The sequence below is a fragment of the Pelagerythrobacter marinus genome, assembly GCF_034375205.1.
Taxonomy (GTDB): Bacteria; Pseudomonadota; Alphaproteobacteria; order Sphingomonadales; family Sphingomonadaceae; genus Pelagerythrobacter; species Pelagerythrobacter marinus.
The window spans coordinates 2,892,480-2,907,885 of sequence record NZ_CP139719.1 but is presented as its reverse complement, the minus strand read 5'-3'; the positions used below and the strand labels follow the sequence as shown (position 1 = coordinate 2,907,885).

At 71.7% G+C, this 15,406-nt stretch carries 17 protein-coding genes; 4 read left to right on the top strand and 13 right to left on the bottom strand.

What is annotated here, in order from left to right; all coding sequences use genetic code 11:
- A complete protein-coding gene (locus T8T98_RS14130) occupies positions 1–282 on the bottom strand; it encodes a hypothetical protein (RefSeq protein ID WP_251104700.1) in 282 nt (93 codons plus the stop codon).
- A gap of 99 nt (positions 283–381) precedes the next feature.
- Positions 382–678, bottom strand: a complete 297-nt coding sequence (locus T8T98_RS14125) for a hypothetical protein (protein WP_251104701.1) — start codon at positions 676–678, stop codon at positions 382–384.
- A 133-nt stretch (positions 679–811) separates the two neighbouring features.
- On the opposite strand from T8T98_RS14125, the gene recQ reads away from it, so the two are divergent.
- From recQ to T8T98_RS14110, 3 genes are all read left to right on the top strand, one after another.
- Positions 812–2,602 (top strand): DNA helicase RecQ, encoded by a 1,791-nt coding sequence (gene recQ, locus T8T98_RS14120; RefSeq protein WP_251104702.1) that lies wholly within the window; start codon positions 812–814, stop codon positions 2,600–2,602.
- A gap of 128 nt (positions 2,603–2,730) precedes the next feature.
- A complete protein-coding gene (locus tag T8T98_RS14115; RefSeq protein ID WP_251104703.1) occupies positions 2,731–3,693 on the top strand; it encodes a right-handed parallel beta-helix repeat-containing protein in 963 nt (320 codons plus the stop codon).
- A 51-nt stretch (positions 3,694–3,744) separates the two neighbouring features.
- A complete protein-coding gene (locus T8T98_RS14110; protein ID WP_160734530.1) occupies positions 3,745–4,008 on the top strand; it encodes a DksA/TraR family C4-type zinc finger protein in 264 nt (87 codons plus the stop codon).
- Positions 4,009–4,018: 10 nt separating this feature from the next.
- Here T8T98_RS14110 and T8T98_RS14105 read toward each other — a convergent pair whose 3' ends face one another.
- The 8 genes from T8T98_RS14105 to pabB all read right to left on the bottom strand — a co-directional run bounded on the left by T8T98_RS14105 (position 4,019) and on the right by pabB (position 10,618).
- Positions 4,019–4,516, bottom strand: a complete 498-nt coding sequence (locus tag T8T98_RS14105) for a GNAT family N-acetyltransferase (protein WP_251104704.1) — start codon at positions 4,514–4,516, stop codon at positions 4,019–4,021.
- Entirely contained in the window at positions 4,513–5,550 is a 1,038-nt protein-coding gene (gene ribA / locus T8T98_RS14100) for a GTP cyclohydrolase II (RefSeq protein ID WP_251104705.1), read from the bottom strand. Before ribA ends, T8T98_RS14105 begins: the two co-directional genes overlap by 4 nt.
- 35 nt (positions 5,551–5,585) lie before the next feature.
- Positions 5,586–6,377 carry an exodeoxyribonuclease III gene (locus tag T8T98_RS14095; protein WP_251104706.1) on the bottom strand — a complete coding sequence of 264 codons (792 nt, stop codon included), beginning with the start codon at positions 6,375–6,377 and terminating at the stop codon, positions 5,586–5,588.
- A gap of 294 nt (positions 6,378–6,671) precedes the next feature.
- Positions 6,672–7,343, bottom strand: coding sequence for a LolA family protein (locus tag T8T98_RS14090; RefSeq protein WP_407675124.1), 672 nt, complete (start codon positions 7,341–7,343; stop codon positions 6,672–6,674).
- A gap of 103 nt (positions 7,344–7,446) precedes the next feature.
- Entirely contained in the window at positions 7,447–7,614 is a 168-nt protein-coding gene (gene rpmG, locus T8T98_RS14085; protein ID WP_160734534.1) for a 50S ribosomal protein L33, read from the bottom strand.
- Between the two features lie 133 nt (positions 7,615–7,747).
- On the bottom strand, positions 7,748–8,152 hold the full coding sequence (gene arfB, locus T8T98_RS14080; RefSeq protein ID WP_160734535.1) for an alternative ribosome rescue aminoacyl-tRNA hydrolase ArfB: 405 nt from the start codon (positions 8,150–8,152) through the stop codon (positions 7,748–7,750).
- Positions 8,145–8,798: an RluA family pseudouridine synthase gene (locus T8T98_RS14075; RefSeq protein WP_251104708.1), complete on the bottom strand. Its 654-nt coding sequence runs from the start codon at positions 8,796–8,798 to the stop codon at positions 8,145–8,147. The genes arfB and T8T98_RS14075 overlap by 8 nt, the downstream gene beginning before the upstream one ends.
- Positions 8,795–10,618, bottom strand: a complete 1,824-nt coding sequence (gene pabB, locus T8T98_RS14070) for an aminodeoxychorismate synthase component I (RefSeq protein WP_251104709.1) — start codon at positions 10,616–10,618, stop codon at positions 8,795–8,797. Before pabB ends, T8T98_RS14075 begins: the two co-directional genes overlap by 4 nt.
- A gap of 105 nt (positions 10,619–10,723) precedes the next feature.
- Here pabB and T8T98_RS14065 point away from each other — a divergent pair, with 105 nt between their 5' ends.
- Positions 10,724–12,298, top strand: a complete 1,575-nt coding sequence (locus T8T98_RS14065) for a helicase HerA-like domain-containing protein (RefSeq protein ID WP_251104710.1) — start codon at positions 10,724–10,726, stop codon at positions 12,296–12,298.
- A gap of 12 nt (positions 12,299–12,310) precedes the next feature.
- On the opposite strand, the gene T8T98_RS14060 is transcribed toward T8T98_RS14065, so the two are convergent.
- The 3 genes from T8T98_RS14060 to T8T98_RS14050 are packed head-to-tail and all read right to left on the bottom strand — an operon-like array spanning position 12,311 to position 15,213.
- Complete coding sequence (locus T8T98_RS14060) at positions 12,311–13,693, bottom strand: sensor histidine kinase (RefSeq protein ID WP_251104711.1); 1,383 nt, start codon at positions 13,691–13,693, stop codon at positions 12,311–12,313.
- Positions 13,694–13,696: 3 nt separating this feature from the next.
- Positions 13,697–14,431, bottom strand: coding sequence for a response regulator (locus tag T8T98_RS14055; protein WP_160734539.1), 735 nt, complete (start codon positions 14,429–14,431; stop codon positions 13,697–13,699).
- A gap of 47 nt (positions 14,432–14,478) precedes the next feature.
- Positions 14,479–15,213 (bottom strand): EF-hand domain-containing protein, encoded by a 735-nt coding sequence (locus tag T8T98_RS14050; RefSeq protein ID WP_160734540.1) that lies wholly within the window; start codon positions 15,211–15,213, stop codon positions 14,479–14,481.
- Positions 15,214–15,406: the final 193 nt, after the last annotated feature.

The following is a 15,406-nucleotide window of genomic DNA, read 5'->3' as shown; positions in this document are numbered from 1 at the left end:
CTAGTTTTCGGCCTGGGGAGGGGTCCGGTCGCCGTCTTCGGCGGTTTCCCGATCGCCGGGAGCATCTTCGCCGGCAGGTTCTGCGGCTGGGGCGCTGGCGGGGGCGTCGGGCTCGTCGCCGGCGATCGCCGCCACCGGGCGTCGCCGCTCTTCGAGCATGGCGGCCGCCTCGTCGAGCGCCCTCGCCTCCCCCACCGTCACGCCGCCCGGGCCGGGCTCGTTATCGGCGGGCTCGCACGCGGCGAGCGGGAACAGGGCGATCAGCAGGGCGAGCCGTTTCATCGGCCGGCACCATAGCGAAGCGCGGGCAAAGGAAAAGCGGGGGAATCGCCCACACGATCCCCCCGCCTTGCGCGGCCATCGGCGGCCGCCCGGCGAAGCTTACTGCGCGGCCTCGGCGGCGGCGGAAGCTTCGGCGGCGACGTCCGCAGCGGCCGCGGCAGCGGCTTCGGCCGCCTCGTCCGCGGCGGCGTCCGCATCGGCATCGGCCGCGGCGGTTTCGGCCGGGGCCGTTTCGGCGACCGGGGCATCGACCGGCTCTTCGGCGACCGGCTCGAGCGCTTCGTCGGCCGGCATCTCGACCGTGTCGGCCTCTGCATCGGCGGAAGCGTCTTCGGTGCTGCCGCAGGCGGCGAGCGCGAACACGGCCGGGGCCAGGACAAGTGCGAACTTCTTCATCGTTCTCTCCGTGGTGAGCGCCGGATGGCGCGGGTCCGCCCGATCCCTACCCCCGCCACATTTCAACCGCAATCTGCAAAACTCGCGCGCGCGCCGTTCACCTGCGGCCCGGCCTATGCCATGGCGCATCGCGATGGCGACGGCAGGGCAAGGCGAAACGGGGCTGGAGGCGGCACGGGCGGAACTGCGCCGGCTGTTCGGGTTCGACGATTTCCGCGGCGTGCAGCCGCAAGTGCTCGCGCGCGTGCTGGCCGGGCAATCGACTCTCGCGGTCATGCCCACGGGCGCGGGCAAGTCGCTGACCTACCAGCTGCCCGCGACGATGCTGCCGGGCACTTGCGTGGTGGTCAGCCCGCTGATCGCGCTGATGCACGACCAGCTGCGCGCCGCGCGGGCCAACGGGATCGAGGCGGCCACGCTGACCAGCGTCGATTCCGACTGGCGCGAGACGATCGACCGGTTCCGCGCCGGCGCGCTCGACTTGCTCTACGTCGCGCCCGAACGCGCCAGCCAGCCGGGCTTCCGCGATCTCCTCGGGTCCGCCCCGCTCGCGCTGTTCGCGGTGGACGAGGCGCACTGCGTTTCCGAATGGGGCCACGATTTCCGCCCCGACTATCGCCAGTTGCGCGGCCTGATGGACGCCTTCCCCCAGGTCCCGCGCCTGGCCCTGACCGCGACCGCCGATGCCCACACGCGGGCCGACATCCTCGACCAGCTCGGCATCCCGCGCGACGGGCTGGTCCTCGCCGGCTTCGACCGGCCGAACATCCGCTATGCCATGCGCCACCGCGACAACCCGGTGCGCCAGATCGCCGCGCTGATGGCGGAGGAGCCGGGGCCGGGGATCGTCTATGCGCCAACCCGCCGCAAGGTGGAGGACCTGGCCGGCAAGCTGGCGCTCGCCACCGGGCGCCCGGTGCGCCCCTATCACGCGGGGCTGGAGAGCGGGGTGCGCGCGGACAACCAGGCCGCCTTCGTCGCCAGCGAGGACATGGTGATCGTCGCGACCGTCGCCTTCGGCATGGGCATCGACAAGCCCGACGTGCGCTTCGTCGCCCATGCGGGAATCCCCAAGTCGATCGAGGGTTACTACCAGGAAACCGGCCGCGCCGGGCGCGACGGCGACCCGGCGCGCGCGGTCATGTTCTGGGGTGCCGGCGATTTCGCCACCGCGCGCCAGCGCCTGGCCGAAATCGACGAGGCGCGCCGCGCGGGCGAGCGCGCGCGGCTCGACGCGCTGGCCGGACTGGTCGAGACCGCCGGCTGCCGCCGCGCCGTCCTGCTGCGCCATTTCGGGGAAGACCCGCCGCCGGCCTGCGGCAATTGCGACAACTGCCTGGCCCCGCCGCGCGTCACCGACGCGACCGAGACGGCGCGCAAGCTGCTTTCCGCGGTCTATCGCACCGGGCAGAGCTTCGGCTTCGGTCACGTGCAGAAAGTGCTGACGGGTGTCGAGGACGAGCGCGTGCGCCAGCGCGGGCACGACGGGCTGAGCGTGTTCGGGATCGTCGCGGGGGAAGAGGCGCGGCTGCTGCAGCCGCTGGCGCGGGCGCTCCAGGCGCGCGGCGCGCTGGTCGCGACCGAGCACGGCGGGCTGGCGCTGGGCGGCGATGCGCGCGCGATCCTGAAGGGGGAGCAGGCGGTGGAAATCGTCGTCCCGCCGCGCGCCGAGCGCCGCCGCCGGCGCGATGCGAGCCCGAACCCGGTGGGCGATCCGTTGTTCGACGCCCTGCGCGACTTGCGCCGCGAGCTTGCCCAGGAAGCGCAAGTGCCGCCCTACGTCGTGTTCCACGACGCGACCTTGCGCGAAATGGCCGCCAGCCGGCCGGAGACGATGGACCAGCTCGGCGCGATCGCGGGTGTCGGGGCGAAGAAACTGGAAGCCTATGGCGCGCGGTTCCTCGACGCGATCAGGCGCCACTGAACGGTTGCGCCCGTGCTGCGCCCCGGGGCGCGTGCGGGATCGCAGGGGCGCAGGTTAGGGGCCGTTAACCCTTTCCGGCTATCGCCGGCCTCATGGATAGATGCGCCCGCACTTCGCCCGCCCGCAATATGCCGGCCGACCGGTCCGTCACGCTCGCGCTCGTCGCCGGGGCGCTGGCCACGGCCGGCATTCCCGCCGCGGCAGTGATCGCGCAGCCCGGCGCGGCCCCCTTCACCGTGGTCGAGACCGGCCAGGGGCATGCGACCCTGCAGCAGGCGGTCGATGCGATCGGCAACGGCAAGGGCACGATCGCGATTGCCAATGGCACCTATCGCCAGTGCGCGGTCCAGGAAGGCGGCACGATCGCCTATCTCGCCGCCGAACCGGGCAAGGCGGTGTTCGACGGCAAGACTTGCGAGGGCAAGGCGGCGCTGGTCCTGCGGGGGCGCGCGGCCGAAGTCTCCGGCCTCGTCTTCCGCCGCATGGCCGTGCCCGATTACAACGGCGCCGGCATCCGGCTGGAGCAGGGCGACCTTACCGTCGCGCAATCGTGGTTCGCCGACAGCCAGCAGGGCATCCTGACGGCCGACGATCCCAACGGGCGGATCGTGATCGACAAGACGACGTTCTCCGGCCTCGGCACCTGCGAAGGGTCGGGCGGGTGCGCGCATTCGATCTATATCGGCGATTACGGCCATTTGCGGGTCACGCGCAGCCGCTTCGAACGGGGCACCGGCGGCCACTACGTCAAGGCCCGCTCCGCCCGGGTCGATATCGCGGCGTCGAGCTTCGACGATTCGGCCGGGCGCGGCACCAATTACATGATCGACCTGCCCGATGGGGCCACCGGCCAGATCACCAACAACTGGTTCGTCCAGGGCGGCGACAAGGAGAATTACTCCGCCTTCATCGCCGTCGGGGCGGAGGATATCAGCCACAGCTCCGACGGGTTGCAGATCGCGGGCAACGACGCGCGCTTCGTCCCTGCGCTCAGCCGCAGTTCGGCGTTCGTCGCCGACTGGACCGGCGCGCGCCTGTCGATCACGGACAACCGGCTCGGTGCCGGGATCGAGCCGTTCGAACGCCGTTGACCGGAACCGCCCGCGCCGCCCGGCGGTTGTGGGGGTGAAAGGGGAAGGGCAATGGCAGGCGGCTGGGCCCGCGACGGGGCCGTCCAGGACCAGATCGACGACACGGTGAACGACGCGGTCGAGGCCGCGCGCACGCGCATGCCGCGCGGCGAGAGCGCCGAGTATTGCGACATCTGCGGCGAGGATATTCCCGAAAAACGCCGCCAGGCCCTGCCCGGCGTGCGCACCTGCATCGCCTGCCAGGCGGAGCGCGACGCCGCCGTCCGGTCTTCCGGCATCAACCGCCGCGGCAGCAAGGACAGCCAGCTGCGCTAGCGCGCGCCGGTCAGCCGAAGGCGGGGGCGTAGGTCACGACGCCGCGCGGAGCGTTCCCTGCCATGACGAGGCGCTGGAAATAGGCGGCCGGGGGCCCCGGGAATGCCAGGCCGGGATCGTGCGCGAAGCCGAACCGGCCGTAATAATCCGGCTCGCCCAGCACGACGCAGCCCGCGGCGTCGCGCTCGCGCAGCAGGGCCAGGCCCTGTTCGATCAGCGCCGCGCCGATGCCCTCGCCTTGGCGTGGCGGCATGACCGCGACGGGACCGAGGCCGAACCAGCCTTCGCCCCCGTCCGCGATCGCGACGGGCGAGAAGGCGACGTGGCCGACGATTGCGCCGCCGTCTTCCGCGACCAGCGAGATCGAGAGGTCGCCGTCGGCGCGCAGGGCATCGACGATGGCCGGCTCGCTACCGTCGCTGTGGGGATGGCCGTCGAAGGCCGCGCGCACGACCTCGTGGATCGCGCATTCGTCGCCGGCGCGCTCGGGTCGGATCGCGACGCTCACGTCAGCAGGTGGCCCGAACGGTCGCGCTTGGTCGCGAGGTAGCGGGCGTTGTGCGGGTTGTCGGGCAACTGGTGCGGCACGCGCTCGGCCACCGTGATGCCGCTGGCGGCCAGCGCATCGACTTTGCCCGGGTTGTTCGTCATCAGCCGGATCTCGCGCACGCCGAGCAGGTCCAGCATCCGGGCCGCGACCGGGAAATCGCGCGCCTCGTCGGGCAGCCCCAGCCGCCGGTTGGCGTCGACCGTGTCGAAGCCCTGGTCCTGCAGGCGATAGGCGCGCAACTTGTTGACGAGGCCGATCCCGCGCCCTTCCTGGCGCAGGTAGAGCAGGACGCCCCAGCCGCCGCGCCGCGCCTCGTCCGCCATCGCGTGCAGTGCGGCGTCGAGCTGCGGGCCGCAGTCGCACTTGAGGCTGCCGAGAATGTCGCCGGTCAGGCATTCGGAATGGAGCCGCACCAGCGGGGCGGCGTCGGATCGCTGCTCCCCGATGACCAGCGCGACGTGTTCGCGCGTGTCGTCGGCGCTGCGGAAGGCGACGATCTCGGCGTCCTCGCATGCAGAGACCGGCAGCCGCGCCCGGGTCGAGATCGCCAGCGCCGTGCTGTCGGCCCATTCCACCAGGTCAGCCGGGGCGACCGGCTGCGGCTCGCCCGCGTTCACCGGGTCGACCAGGAAGGCGGGCAGAATGCCCGCGATCCGCGCCAGTTCCAGCGCGGCCAGCGCGTGGTCGGGCCAGGCGATGTCTTCCGCGCGGAACGGCCCCTTCAGCGGGCTGCGCAGGTCCAGCGCCGGATCGGCCACCGGCAGCGCGCTGCCGAGGTCGAACGGCTCGGCCCCGTGGATCAACACCGGCGCGTGCGGTTCGGCCGCCTCGCGCTGGTTGGCAAGCTTGAGCGTTTCCGCGCGCGCGGCGGAGATCAGCATTCGCGGCGCCTGCGCCCGGCGCGCGATCGCGGTTTCCACCGGCAGGAACAGCGGCCCGCCCTCCATCGCCAGCGGCCAGCCGTGGCGCAGGGCATCGATCGCCTGCGCCACCCGCCGTGCGGGCGAAGGGCCGGGCGCCGGCGCGCTCAGAGCGCGAACTCCGTCACCAGCGGGACGTGGTCGCTCGGGCTTTCCCAGCGCCGCGTTTCCTCGACGAAGCGGTGCCCGGTCGCCTGGCGCGCGAGATCGGGGCTGGCCCACATGTGGTCGAGCCGCCGGCCCTGGTCCTTCTGGCGCCAGAAACTGCGATAGGACCACCACGAGTAATTCCGTTCCGGCGCGGGGATGAACTCGCGCCCCAGGTCCACCCAGCCATGGGCGTCGCGGAACCGGCCGAGCGTCTCGACCTCGATCGGCGTGTGGCTGACGACCTTGAGCAGGGCCTTGTGATCGTAGACGTCGCATTCCAGCGGCGCGATGTTGAAATCGCCGACGATCAGCGTCGGCCGGTCGATCGCCTCGGCCCAGCGGGTCATCCGGCCGAGGAAGTCGAGCTTCTGCCCGAACTTGGGATTGACCTCGCGGTCGGCGACGTCGCCGCCGGCCGGGATATAGACGTTTTCCAGCACGACGTTCTGCCCGGGGCCGAGCAGCTCCACCCCGACGTGCCGCGCCTCGCCGTTGTCCTGCCAGTCGTGGCGGCAAAACTCGCGCATCGGGATGCGGCTGACCGTGGCCACCCCGTGATAGCCCTTCTGCCCGTGCACGGCCTGGTGGACGTAGCCCATGTCGGCCAGCGCGGCGGCCGGGAACTGGCTTTCCTGGCACTTGATTTCCTGCAGGCAGAGGACGTCGGGGGACTGTTCCTCGATCACGCGCTTGACCTGCTCGATACGCAGGCGGACCGAATTGATATTCCAGGTGGCAATGGAAAGCATGGGCCCGGCCTTAGGTGTCCCGGCCGCCAGCGGCAAGCCGGGGGATGCCCGGCGCGCGGCCGGGCCGGCTGGCGGACAACAAAAAACCCTCGTGCCGGGGGCATTGGCACGAGGGTTCCATGTTAGCGTTCGTCACGCTGTTGCAAGGCGGCGTTGTCGCGAGGTCAGGGCAACAGGGGGGAAACCCGCCTCGCACCGACTTGCAAGGCACAAGATAGGGATGGCCGGCTTTCTAACCAATGAACGAGCGGCCGCACCTCGTCGCAGGCCATGAACGACGCGGCGCGCAGTCGTTCACCCCGGTCGGCGGGTCGAGCGGCGCGGATCGCGGTAGGTGAACGCGCTGTCGGGCACCGACATGCCGTAGCGGTGGTTGCGCAGGCGCACAGTCGTGCGGTTGTTCTGCACGTCGAGCGCGACCCAGTTGGTCAGTTGCAGGCCCCCGGGGGCCGAGGCGTTGCGGGTGAAGATCAGCGTGATCACCCCGAACTGCGGCTTGTCCGGATCGCGCACCTCGACGCCGACGACATCGGGGTGCTCGGTCGGGACCAGCTTGCCGTAGCGTTTCACGTCGCGCGCGGGATCGAGCAGCGCGCCGAGCGGCGAATCGGAGATCGGCCAGCGTTCGACCTGGTTCACCTCGTAATCGATCATGGTGAACGACTTGCCGTTCGAAACCAGCAGCAGCGGCACGCCTTCTTCGTACTGGAAGCGGATCTTGCCCGGCCGCTTGAGCGTCATCACCCCGGAAACCGTCCGCCCCTTGCGGTCGGTCTGGGTGAAGTCGGCCTTCATCGTGGAGATGCCGCGCAGCGCGGCGACGGCCCGGTCGAGATCGCCCTCGGCCGCGGCGACCGGCGCCGCGGGGGCGACGAGGGCGGCCGGCGCGACCAGCGCGAGGGCGGCCGCGACGGCGAGCGCGCGCGGATGGCGGGCGGGCCGGAAAGAGGCGATTCCGCGCGCCAGGCGGCGCAGCGGGGAAAGGGTGATCTCGTGCACTGTCATGCTCCGTCGGTTAGGGCTGGAGCATTGAACCGCCGCTGAATTGATCCGGTTCCGGCGATTCAGCTTACTTGATCTTCGCTTCCTTGAACTCGACGTGCTTGCGCGCGACGGGATCGTACTTGCGGAAGGTCAGCTTCTCGGTGATGTTCCGGGGATTCTTCTTCGTCACGTAGTAGAAGCCCGTGTCGGCGGTCGAGACGAGCTTGATCTTGACGGTTGCGGGCTTCGCCATGGCGTGTTCCTAAAGATCGATGGGGGCCGCCCGGTGCGCCGGACCTGCCCGAAAAAATACAGGCGGCGCGCACGGCACCGCCCTTCCGGCGCGCCCATTGGGCGATTCACCGGCGAAAGTCAAGCGCGCGCCGTCACCAGTCGACCTTGCCGCGCCCGGCCTTGACCGCGCCGCGCGCCTTCTTGGCCTTGAGCCGCTTGACCTTGCCCACGCGGTTCACCCGGCTCTTCGCGCGGCGGGCGGGCGGGGTCAGCGCCTCTTTCAGCAGGGCCGCCAGCCGTTCGCGGGCGGCCTCGCGGTTCTGTTCCTGGGTCCGGTATTCGCGCGCGGTCAGCACGATCTCGCCCCCCTGGGTCAGTCGGCTGCCGGCGATGTCCTTCAGCCGCGCGAAGGCGTCGGGCGGCAGGCCCAGCGCGAATACGTCCACCCGCAGCTGCACCGCGGTCGCCACCTTGTTGACGTTCTGCCCGCCCGGCCCGCTCGCGGCGATGAACTTCTCCTCCGCGATCTCCAGCGCGCGATCGAGGATCCTACCCATCGCCGAACCCGAGCGCGGCGAAATCGGGCGGCAGGGGTGCCGTCGCGTCGACCGGCGGCTTGTTCCCGCGCGTGACGGACAGGCCCGCGGCATGGAGCATCGTGCGCGGCGCGCCCTTACCGCTGCCATAGACCGGGTCGCCCAGCAGGGCCATTCCGATCCCGCTCGCCGCGTGGACGCGAATCTGGTGCGTGCGGCCCGTTTCGGGGGTGAACTCGACCAGCGTGCGCCCGCCGCGGCGCGCGACCACGCGCCAGTGGGTCAGCGACGGCTTGCCCTTGCGCGCCGGGATCATGCGCCAGCCCTTGTCGGCGCTGGAAATCTTGCTCAGCGCCAGTTCGACCGTCCCTTCCTCCTCGCCCGGCTCGCCGTCGAGAATGCCGAGGTAGCGCTTGGCGACCTGGCGTTCCTCGAACGCGCGGGCAAAGCGCTTCAGCGCCTTCGGATTGCGCGCCAGGAGCAGGCAGCCGGACGTATCGGTATCGAGGCGGTGCACCGCCACCGGCGCGCGCTGGAACCCGAGCTTCAGCGAATCGAGGTGATCCTCCAGCGCGGGCCCGCCCTTGCGCGGCCGCTCGATCGGCAGCCCGCCGGGCTTGTCGATCACCAGCGCCTCGCCGTCTTCGAAGAGAATGTCGATCGTCATGCCAGTCGTGCTTTCATCAGGCCACGCAGGGCGTTGCCGATCAGGAACCCGCCTTCCAGGTCGGCCAGGGTCAGCCGCGCCTCGCGCGCGCGGCCGCTTTCGATCAACGCCGTGCGCCCCACGCCCGGCAGCAGGCCGAGCGATTCGGGCGGCGTTTCCAGCGCCCCGGAGCCGGGGCGATAGAGATTGGTGAAGCTGCCTTCGGTCACCAGCCCGTCCTCGCGCACGAAGATCGCTTCCGCGGCCCCCGCCTCGCGCGCGGCGGCGAGCGCTTCCTCGTAGAACCCGCGATCGCTCGTCTTGTGCCGCAGGCGCCAGTCGCCCGGGTCCACCGGCAGGGGCAGCGCGATGCACGGCACCGGCTCGCCCGGCGGTTCGGGCATGTCGCCGGCCTCCAGCGCGATCGCGCCGCCGCGCGCGGCGAGCAGGCGCACGCGCGATTCGCGCTCCAGCTCGAAGCACAGGGCCTGGATGCGGTTGCGCGCGGCATGGCGATCGAACGCGAAGCCGAGCGCGGCCGCGCTGGCCTTGATCCGTTCGAGGTGCAGCTCGATCAGCGCGATCCCTTCCTCCGGGGTGAAGCGCATGGTTTCCACCAGGTCGAAGCCCGGCGCGCGGTGGCCGGGGGAACTGCGCCGGGCGAAGCCGCCTTTCAGCACGGCCTCGCGCCATTCGGCCATCGGCGCGCTGTCGGCCACGATCGCCGAACCGACCCCGAGCACGGCGGTGCCTTGCGCATTCTCCACCGGGGTCAGCCGCAGCGTGCGGATCGCGACGTTGAACGCGGCATCGTCTGCGCTCTCCCCCTCGGCCGGGCCGATCCGCCCGATCGCGCCGCAATAGGGGCCGCGCGCGTCGCGCTCGACTTCGGCGATCAGTTCCATCGCGCGGATCTTGGGCGCGCCGGTGATCGAGCCGCAGGGGAACATGGCCCGCACGAGGTCGGCCGCGCCGTGCCCCTCGGCCAGCCGCGCGCGCACGGTCGTCACCATCTGGTGGACCGTGGGGTAAGTCTCGACCGTGAACGGCGCATCGACCTGGACGCTGCCCGGCTCGGCCACGCGCGACAGGTCGTTGCGCAGCAGGTCCACGATCATCAGGTTCTCGGCCCGGTCCTTTTCCGACCCGGCCAGATCCCGGGCCAGTGCATCGTCGCGCGCCGGATCGTCCGATCGCGGGCGGGTGCCCTTCATCGGCCGGGCCCGCGCCTCGCGCCCTTTCAGCGAAACGAACAGCTCGGGCGAGAGGCTCAGCAACCAGTGCTGCCCGTCGAACACGACGCCGCCGTAACCGGCCTGCCCCGCCGGGCGCAGCGCGGCATAGAGCGCGAGCGGATCGCCGCGGTACGATCCGGCGAGCGGCAGGGTCAGGTTCGCCTGGTAGATGTCGCCCGCGCCGATCGCCTCCTGCAGGCGGGCGAAAGCCTCGCCATAGGCGCCCGGCGAAACCTGCGGGTCGAGCGGGCCGAGCGTGGCCGCGCCTTCCGCCTCGCCGGCCAGCCATTCGCCGACCCGGCCCGCCGGGATCACGGTTTCGCGCGCGAACCGGCCGAACCAGACGAGCGGCCCGGCCGCGCCGGCGCGCCGCTGCGCGAGCGGGGCGAGGCGGGGTTCGAGCGCCAGCCCCGCCTCGTAGGCGACGAACCCGGCCAGCCAGCCGCCGCGTTCGCGCCGGGCGCTGTCGGCGGCCTCCAGCACGCCGGCGACGTCCTGCGCGCGCCGGGCCACGAAGACCTCCTCCGGCCCCTGGTAGAGGCGCGCGTCGGCAGCGCCGTCGCCGCGGGCGTCGTCGAGCAATACGAAAGGAGCGTGGTCCGCCATTCGCCCTGCCTTAGGGGCGCGGGGAAAATTGGCCAAGCCGGGAACTTGACCGTGCCCGACGGGGTGGGCCATGCCATGGCGGCATCAAGGCGGGAGGTTTGCGCAGTGGGTGAGATCTTTCTCGGGCTGGCCGACAACGGAGAGAAACAGGTCCTCAACCTCGCGCGGGCCAACCGCCACGGGCTGATCGCGGGCGCGACCGGCACCGGCAAGACGGTGACCCTGCAGGGCCTGGCCGAAAGCTTTTCCGCCAAAGGCGTGCCGGTCTTCGTGGCCGACGTGAAGGGCGACCTCTCGGGCATTGCCATGGCCGGATCGCCGACGTTCAAGAACGCCGACAAGCTGGAGGAGCGGGCGAAGGAACTGGGCATGGACGACTATGCCTATTCCGACAATCCGGCGGTGTTCTGGGATCTCTACGGCGAACAGGGGCACCCGATCCGCACGACGATTTCCGAAATGGGGCCGCTGCTGCTCGCGCGGCTGCTCGATCTCAACGACACGCAGGAAGGCGTGCTGCAGATCGTGTTCCGCCATGCCGACGACAACGGCCTGCTCCTGCTCGACCTCGGCGACCTCCAGGCCATGCTGGCCCACTGCGCCGAAAACGCGAAGGAGCTGAGCGCGAAGTACGGCAATGTCAGCCGCGCCAGCGTCGGCGCGATCCAGCGCCAGCTGCTCAGCTTCGAGAGCCAGGGGGCCGATCGCTTCTTCGGCGAGCCGGCGCTGGAGATCGACGATTTCCTCAAGTGCGACGAGCAGGGGCGCGGCTATGTCAACGTGCTCGCGGCCGACAAGCTGATGCGCAGCCCCAAGCTCTACGCGACGTTCCTGCTCTGGCTCCTGGCCGAGCTGTTCGAGAGCCTGCCCGAGGTGGGCGACCCGGACAAGCCGAAGCTGGTGTTCTTCTTCGACGAGGCGCACCTGCTGTTCGACGATGCGCCCAAGGCGCTGGAAGAGAAGATCGAGCAGGTCGTGCGCCTGATCCGCTCGAAGGGGGTGGGCGTGTTCTTCGTCACCCAGAACCCGATCGACGTGCCCGAGGACGTGGCCGGCCAGCTCGGCAACCGGGTGCAGCACGCCTTGCGTGCCTTCACCCCGCGCGACCAGCGCGCGATCCGGGCCGCGGCGGAGACGTTCCGCATCAATCCCGACCTCGACGTCGAGCAGGCGATTACCGAGCTGAAAGTGGGCGAGGCGCTGGTTTCCACCCTGCTCGAAGACGGCGCGCCCTCGGTCGTCCAGCGCACGCTGATCAAGCCGCCGCGCAGCCGGCTGGGGCCGATCACGGCCAAGGAACGCGCGATCGTCCAGTCGGTGAGCCCGTTCGACGGGAAATACGATACCGCGATCGACCGCGAAAGCGCGGAGGAAGTGCTGGCGCAGAAGGCCGCCGATGCCGCCGCCACGGCCGAGGAAGTGGAGGAGAAGGGCCGCGAGGAAGTGGAGAAGCGGCCGCGCAAGAGCACATCGATCTGGAGCAAGGCGATGAAGCGCGCGATCGGCGCCGCGACCAGTTCGGGCGCGGCGATCGCGGCCAGCACGATTACCGGCCGGCGTTCGCGCGCGAACCCGATGAAGACGGCGGCGACTTCGGGCCTGGGCTCGATCGCGACCGATCTTGCCGGGCCGCTGGCAGGCCGGTTCGTGCGGAACCTGATCGGCGGACTGATGCGCTAGGCGCGCGGCCGGTCAGCCGGCCGGCAGGCGAATCTCCGCCCGCAGCCCGCCGCCGTCGCGATTGGCGAGGGCCAGCTCGCCGCCGTGCTGCTCGGCAATCGCGCGGGCCAGCGTCAGCCCCAGCCCGGCGCCGCCGGTTTCCCGGTTGCGCGAGGCCTCGCCGCGGGTGAACGGCTCCATCATGTCGGCGATCCGGCCCGGCGCGATGCCGGGGCCGCGATCCTCGACCCGCAGGACCAGGTGCCCGCTCTCGCGCGCCAGCGAGACTTCGGCCGCGCCGCCGTAGCGCACGGCATTGGCGATCAGGTTGCGCAGCCCGCGCCGCAGCCAGGTGATGTGGACCGGGCGCGCGGCGCGCACCGTGGGGCCCAGCGTCACCGGGTCGCCCATGTCCTCGAACTCCTCGACCACCGAGGCGGTCAGCGCGGCGAGATCGACCCGCTCGGGCGCCTCGCTCGCCCGGCCGACGCGGGCGAGCGAGAGAATGTCGTCGAGCGAGCGGGTGATGTCCTCGATCCCGGCGGCCATCTTCGCGCGCTCGGCCTCGTCCTCGACCGATTCGATCCGCACGCGCAGCGCCGCCAGCGGGGTCTTCAGATCGTGCCCGATCGCGCCGAGCATGACGTCCTTCTCGTCCAGCAGGGCGGCAATGCGCGCCTCCATCGCGTTGTGCGCGGCGATCAGGCGGCGCACGTCGTGCGGGCCGCGCGCTTCGAGCTGCCCGTCGGCGTTCCGATCGCGCGCGAAGCTTTCGGTCCGCGCGGTCAGCGCGGCCAGGGGCCGGGTGATGCGACGCAGCAGCAGGAAGTGAAGCCCGACCAGCAGGAGGTAGATCACCAGGGTCTGGAACAGGATCGAGCCGAGCACGCCGCGCTGGCGCACCGGGATCAGCACCCGCGCGACGGCCCATTCCTGCGCGCCCTGCGCCTTGAGCGCGGCGACCAGCAGGCGCGGCCGGTCCCCGCCACCGCGCAGCAGGCGCGCGCGCAGCCGGGGGCGGGTGGCGAGATAGGGGTCCGATGCCAGGGGCCGCACGAAGACCGCCAGGTCGGACACGGCGACGCCGTGGCTCTCGACCATCGCGCGCAGGGCCTCGGCCCGTTCCGCGTCGGCCACGTCGCCGGGCAGGGGCGCGAAGGCGGGGCTCCGCTCGATCCGCAGCGCGCGGACGAAGGAATCGTCGGGCCGGCGCGGCGGGGTGCGCAGCGCGCGCTCCTCGCGCCCGTCCCGGCCGCGCACGACGAGCGAGAAGGCGGCGGCGTTCAGCACCGCCGCTTCACGCCGCGCCTCGGCCGCGCGCCACAGCAAGGTGGCCGAAATCGCCTGCGCCAGCAGGAGGACCGCGGCCACCGCCAGCAGCATCTGGCCCAGCAGGCTTCGTGGCCACAGCCGCACGGTTCAGCCCTGGTCCTGCGCCACGCGGCGCACGTCGGCGGCGAAACGATAGCCGCCGCCGCGCACGGTCTGGATGAAGTGCGGGTTGCGGCTGTCTTCCTCGATCTTGCGGCGCAGGCGGCTGACCTGGTTGTCCACCGCGCGATCGAACAGGTGCGCCTCGCGCCCCTGGACCATGTCGAGCAGGCGATCGCGGTCGAGCACCGCGCGCGGATGGTCGAGGAAGGCGCGCAGCAGGCGGAACTCCGCGGTCGAGATCGGCACGAGCGCCCCGTCGGGATCGGTCAGCTTGCGCTTCAGCGGGTCCAGCCGCCAGTCTTCGAACAGGTAATGGGCATCGTCCTCGGCCGCCGGGGCCGGCCGGCTGGCGCGCCGCAGGACCGACCGTATCCGCGCGACCAGCTCGCGCGGCTCGAACGGCTTGACGACATAATCGTCCGCGCCGATTTCCAGGCCAACGATGCGGTCGGTCGCCTCGCCCCTGGCGGTCAGGAAGATGACCGGGATCTCGCGCGATTCGACCAGGTGGCGGCACAGCGAAAGCCCGTCCTCGCCCGGCATCATGATGTCGAGCAGGACGAGATCGGGCGCCTCGCCCAGCAGGAGGCTGCGCGCCGCGGCCGCATCCGCCGCCTGTTCGACGACGAACCCCTGGCGGACGAGATAGTCGGCCAGGGGTTCGCGCAGGCTTGCCTCGTCATCGACGAGCAGCAGGCGGATGGTCGCGGTGTCGTTCATCGCGCGGGCCTAGACCTGCGTGGCGGCGCGGATCAAGCGCCGGCCGGTCAGCCGGGGCGGCGCGCGTCGCGGCGCTGCTCGGTCCGCTCGCGCATGGTCTCGCGCCGGGCCTCGCGCGCGGCCTTGCGTTCGGCGGCGGTGACCACGCCGTTGCCGTCGGCATCGGCGCGGGCGAAGCGCTTCTCCGCCGCGGCGAGGAACTCGGCCCGGCTCACCGCCTTGTCGCCATCGCTGTCGGCGCGGCGCAGCATGGCCATGCCGGCCTTCCTGCCGCCGCGCCGGCCGGCCTTGTGGCCATGGCCCTTGCGCCGTTCGCGGGCCTCTTCGCCGCGGGCCCGCTTGCCGAGGGTATCGCGCGCGGCCTGCATTTCGGCCTGCGAGATGCCGCCGCTGCCGTCGGTATCGATCCGCGCGAAGCGCTGGGCGCGGCGCGCTTCGCGGCGTTCGGCGCGCGCCTCGCGCCGCTCGGCCCGCTTCGCGCGGTGTTCGGCCCGGGCAGCGTCCATCTCGGCCTGCGTCACTTCGCCATTGCCGTCGGCGTCGAGCCGGGCGAAGCGCTCTGCCTGGCGGGCGGCGCGGTCGGCGGCATCGATGCGGCCATCCGAATTGGCGTCGAGGCGGGCGAACATGCGCTCTGCCTGCGCGGTCATCTCGGCGCGGGTCACTTCGCCGTTGCCGTCGGCATCGGGGCCGCGCGGGGCGCGGTCGGCCTGGGCATGGGCGAGCGTGCCGGCGGCAAGCGCCAGCGCGGCGGCGGAAAGGGGAAGGGCGATTGTCTTCATGTCGTCGGCTCCACTGGAAGGGGCGAAAGGGTTGAGCCGCGGACCCGCCGGAAGGGGGGGAGGGATTGGTCCGGGCAGGGCCCGCAGCTCGTGGTGCCTCTTCTAGGGGCGCATTGTCGCAGGATTATCCCGGACCGGGGCGATATTGTCGCGGATTGTCGCACCGCGCGCCGGCCGTTCATCACCGCGCAAG

Coding starts and splice junctions, on each gene's coding strand:
- T8T98_RS14130 (WP_251104700.1), bottom strand. CDS start 282: ATGAAACGGCTCGCCCTGCTGATCGCCCTGTTCCCGCTCGCCGCGTGC.
- T8T98_RS14125 (WP_251104701.1), bottom strand. CDS start 678: ATGAAGAAGTTCGCACTTGTCCTGGCCCCGGCCGTGTTCGCGCTCGCC.
- recQ (WP_251104702.1), top strand. CDS start 812: ATGGCGACGGCAGGGCAAGGCGAAACGGGGCTGGAGGCGGCACGGGCG.
- T8T98_RS14115 (WP_251104703.1), top strand. CDS start 2,731: ATGCCGGCCGACCGGTCCGTCACGCTCGCGCTCGTCGCCGGGGCGCTG.
- T8T98_RS14110 (WP_160734530.1), top strand. CDS start 3,745: ATGGCAGGCGGCTGGGCCCGCGACGGGGCCGTCCAGGACCAGATCGAC.
- T8T98_RS14095 (WP_251104706.1), bottom strand. CDS start 6,377: ATGCTTTCCATTGCCACCTGGAATATCAATTCGGTCCGCCTGCGTATC.
- rpmG (WP_160734534.1), bottom strand. CDS start 7,614: ATGGCGAAGCCCGCAACCGTCAAGATCAAGCTCGTCTCGACCGCCGAC.
- arfB (WP_160734535.1), bottom strand. CDS start 8,152: ATGGGTAGGATCCTCGATCGCGCGCTGGAGATCGCGGAGGAGAAGTTC.
- T8T98_RS14075 (WP_251104708.1), bottom strand. CDS start 8,798: ATGACGATCGACATTCTCTTCGAAGACGGCGAGGCGCTGGTGATCGAC.
- pabB (WP_251104709.1), bottom strand. CDS start 10,618: ATGGCGGACCACGCTCCTTTCGTATTGCTCGACGACGCCCGCGGCGAC.
- T8T98_RS14055 (WP_160734539.1), bottom strand. CDS start 14,431: ATGAACGACACCGCGACCATCCGCCTGCTGCTCGTCGATGACGAGGCA.
- T8T98_RS14050 (WP_160734540.1), bottom strand. CDS start 15,213: ATGAAGACAATCGCCCTTCCCCTTTCCGCCGCCGCGCTGGCGCTTGCC.